At 62.8% G+C, this 4,092-nt stretch carries 3 protein-coding genes; 2 read left to right on the forward strand and 1 reads right to left on the reverse strand.

Going from position 1 to position 4,092, the window contains the following annotated elements; genetic code table 11:
• The first annotated feature begins 222 nt into the window (after positions 1-222).
• A complete protein-coding gene (locus EN906_RS25315; RefSeq protein ID WP_127270039.1) occupies positions 223-981 on the forward strand; it encodes an SDR family oxidoreductase in 759 nt (252 codons plus the stop codon).
• A 229-nt stretch (positions 982-1,210) separates the two neighbouring features.
• Positions 1,211-1,585 carry a hypothetical protein gene (locus EN906_RS25320; RefSeq protein ID WP_127270038.1) on the forward strand — a complete coding sequence of 125 codons (375 nt, stop codon included), beginning with the start codon at positions 1,211-1,213 and terminating at the stop codon, positions 1,583-1,585.
• Positions 1,586-1,666: 81 nt separating this feature from the next.
• Here the strand turns inward: EN906_RS25320 and EN906_RS37410 are convergent.
• Positions 1,667-4,092 (reverse strand): MBG domain-containing protein (locus EN906_RS37410; protein ID WP_281060457.1); only part of this gene is annotated, 2,426 nt, incomplete at its 5' end.

Consider the following 4,092-nt stretch of genomic DNA (forward strand, 5'->3'; position numbering starts at 1 on the left):
TCGTATAGGTCGAGCCGTCGACGGGAGAAATCACGGAAAAGGTCCGCGCGCCGGAATGCAGGTTCATGCTGTTGAAATCCATCCGAGCTGAGAGGTCATTTGGGGTACGATATCGCTATTTTCCATTTTGGCAAATTTTTTCTAATACCGCTTGATGGAATTTTGGTCCGCCCCTATTGTCCCTTCGATCTGCATTTTGGCAGGAACAGACGAGGGGTTCAGATGATCGCTTACGATTTCACCGGCAGGCATGCGGTCGTGGCCGGCGCAGGCGGCGGCATGGGCGAGGCGATCACGCTGGCGCTGCTCGATGCCGGTGCCTCTGTCACTGCCATCGACGTCAAGCAGCGTCCTGCGTCCCTCGCCGCCTATGACGACAGGCTCGCCTTCGCGCAGGGCGATCTCACCGACGCCGCCTTTGTCGAACAGACGATCGGCACGGCGGGCCGCGAGCGCGGTGGCATCGACTATCTCGCCAATGTCGCCGGCGTGCTGTGGTTCGGCCGCGACAAATCGGCCCTCGAGATGGATCTCGACGTCTGGGACGAGGTGTTCAACATCAATTTGAAATCCTTCGTACACACGGCGCGCTCGGTCGTACCCCACATGCGCGCGGGCGGACGCGGCGGCGCCATGGTGCATTTCTCGACCATCCAGTGGTATCGCGGCGACGCCAACCCGCAGGACGCCTACCAGGCATCCAAGGCCGGCGTCTGCGCGCTGTCCAAATCGCTGGCCATGCAGTTGGCCGGCGAACGCATCCGCTCCAACGCCATCTGTCCCGGCATGGCGCTGACCCCGCTGCAGGCGCGCTGGGACACCGAGGAGAAGCGTTCGGCCGTGGCGAGTTACGCGCCGCTCGGCCGCATCGGCACGCCGCAGGACATGGCCAACGCGGCCCTGTTCCTGCTCTCCGACGCGGCGAGCTACATCACCGGCATCGAACTTGCCGTCGATGGCGGCCTGCTGATGCGCATGTAGCCAGCACGCCCGCTGCCGGGCTGTGGCAGCACGACATGCCGGGTCTCTCCGCGATCACAATCTGTCAACTTTCCGTTCCTTGCCAGCCCAGGGATTGGAACGCCTCTATATGGATATTGCGGGCCACGAACCGCCGGCGATGACAGGATCACCGCGACGCGACGGAGGAGATTGCCCGTGTCCGGAAAGCGATATCCACACCGCTTTCCCGTTGAAGGGAGGCGCGACCATGCGCAATGTCACACCAAGGATCATAGCAATCGCATCGCTACTGGCGGCCGTGCCGCTATCGAGTGCTTACGCGGTACACCGCCACAGGGTCGAACCGCAGCGCATGTCTGTCGAGGCTAGAGCCGTCCTGGACCAGTTGCAGGGCGTCAAGCAAGGGATCGTCGAGGCAAGGGAGGCCAAGGCGATCACCCCTGAGCAGGAGCACGATCTGATGATGAGGGCCGACAGCATCCATCGCTCGGCCACTGACGGCGGCGCATACCAAGGTTTGCTCAGCCAGATTGAGAACTTGGATCAGCGACTGCAAGACGATTCAGGCGGCGGCTTCTACATCGGCGACGGCGCCGATGGCGGCTACTATCCAAACGGCTGACGCAGACTGACAATGATCGCACGGCGCCTCCGGCGATTGTCGGGGCTCCGGCTTTTCCGATACGAGATGGGGGGCAAACGCCTACTGAACCGACGCGACAGTGCAGACGGACGCGATGTCTCCGATGCCCTGGCAGAGGGCGGGACCGTTCAGGCGCGGATCCTCGACCAGCGTCTGCGTCCCGCCATCGGAGGGCTGGCCGGCAAAGAAGATAGGGGGCGGCTGACCGCCGCCATGCATGTCGGCATTGTGGACGACGACGCTGGCGGCTTCGGTTGGCGGCACCGCGTTGGCAGGCTGCACCACCAGGTCCGCGCCGACATAGGTCAACTCGTAATTGGCCGAGATGGTCAGGCTGCCTTGCTCGATGGCGTAAATGCCGGGCATGCTTGCAGTGGTGGCTTCGGTCGAAAGGCCGCCCGCGAACATGTCGCCGTTGACCAGCCCCAAGCCGCCGACCGTGTAGGTGAGTGGCGGATTGGCCGTCCCTTGTGGCCGGCTCTGCGCATCCGCAACCACGGTGATGGCCCGCTTGCCGATGCTGAAGTCCGCGCCGACATAGCTGATGTCATAGTTTGAGTTCGCGGCGTTGGTGATGCCGCCTTGCCCCATTGCATAGCCGCCGACAGTCTCACCAGCGGCGCGATCGAGAGCACCGGTCAACGCCGCGCCACTACCGAGATCGGAGACGGTATAGCCTAGGGATGACGGGTCGGCATCGCCATAGGATTTGCCCTGGCCGGCATTCGCCGTCACCGTTACTGCACGCTTGCCAATACTGAAACCGGCACCGACATAGCTGATGGCATAATTGCTATTCTCAGCGTTGGTCAGCGTGCCCTGGCCGATCGCATAATTGCCGACAGTCTCGCCGGCCGCGCGGTCGAGAGCACCGACCAGCAGCGCTCCGCTACCAAGATCCGAAACGCTGTAGCCGAATGACGAGGGATTGCTGTCGCCGTAGATCTTGCCTTGACCGGCATTGGCCGTGACGGTGATCGCCCGCTTGCCGATGCTGAAGTTCGCGCCGACATAGTTGATGTCGTAATTGCCGTTGGCGGCATCAGTGAGCGTGCCGCGGCCAATCGCATGGCTGCCGGCATTCTCACCGGCAGCACGATCCAGTGCGCCGACAAGTGCCGTTCCAGTGCCCAGATCCGAGACAGTGTAGCCGTAGGACAGCGGATCGCTGTCACCATAGGTCTTGCTCAAGCCGCTATCCGCCGTGACCGTGACGGCGCGTTTGCCGATGCTGAACCCGGCGCCAACATAGCTGATGTCGTAATTCGCATTGGCGGCATCGGTGAGGCTGCCGCGGCCGATCGCATAGGTTCCGACGCCCTCGCCGGCTGACCGACCGAGAGCGCCGACAAGGGCGACGCCGGTGCCGAGATCGGTAACGGCGTAGCCATAGGACAATGGATCGGCATTGCCGTAGGTCTTGCCCAGGCCCGCATTGGCAGTAACGGTCACCGCCCGTTTGTCGATGGTGAAGTTGGCGCCGACATAAGTGATGGCGTAATTGGCGTTCGACACGCCGAGATTGCCTTGGCCGATGGCATAGGTGCCGGCATTCTCGCCGGTCACGCGATCGAGTGCGCCAAGCAGCGATGCGCCGCTGCCGAGATTTGAAACGGTATAGCCATAGGACGATGGATCGCCATCGCCATACGTCTTGCCCTGGGCGGCGCTGGCGGTGACTGTCACCGCCCTTTTGCCGATGGTGAAATCGGCTCCGACATAGGTGATGTCATAGTTTGAATTGTTGCCGTTGGTCAGCGTGCCCTGGCCGATGGCGTACATGTCGGCATTCTCGCCGACATCACGGCCGAGTGTGCCGACCAACGCCACGCCGGTGCCCAGGCTCGAAACGCTGTAGGCGTAGGATGACGGATCGACATCGCCATAGGTCTTGCCCTGCCCTGATGTCGCTATCACCGTCACCGCACGCTTGGCGATGGAGAGCAGGCCGGCGCTGTTGAAGGCAAGGGCGTAGCCGTTCGAGGCAGCGACGTTGCCGGTGCTGATGCTGATCGCATAGGGCCCGCTGCCGACTTGTTCGTTGCCTGACAGCGTGGCGGTGGAGAGCGACGGCGCGCCGCCAAATGTATTGGCGGCAGCGTCGCCGAGATAGGCATTGGTGACGCCCGCCTGATAGCCCGACACCGTATAGGTCAGTGCCGGCATGGCGGTATCGCCATAAGTCTTGGCCGCATTTTCGGACTTCAAGGTCAGCGTCGGCTGATAGTTAAAGACGTAGCGGTTGCCGGTCGCGCTCACCGTGGCGCCGGCCGTCGTGTTCCAGACCGCCGTGTTGCCGCTGTCGAGATTGCCGAATGTGTTTCCGGTTGGGTTTGCCGCATAGATCAGCCAGCGGCCACTGGTTGCGGTGACAGCGTCGCTGCCGCGGTTGTTGACGAACCTGCCCATGGCTGACAGCACCGGATCGATTCCGCTGACCTTGGCGCCGACCTGACGATGGCGGTCGGCGCCAAGGTCAGCGGAAT

Origin of the sequence: Mesorhizobium sp. M7A.F.Ca.CA.004.06.1.1 (genome assembly GCF_003999135.1) — a bacterium.
Classification (GTDB): domain Bacteria; phylum Pseudomonadota; class Alphaproteobacteria; order Rhizobiales; family Rhizobiaceae; genus Mesorhizobium.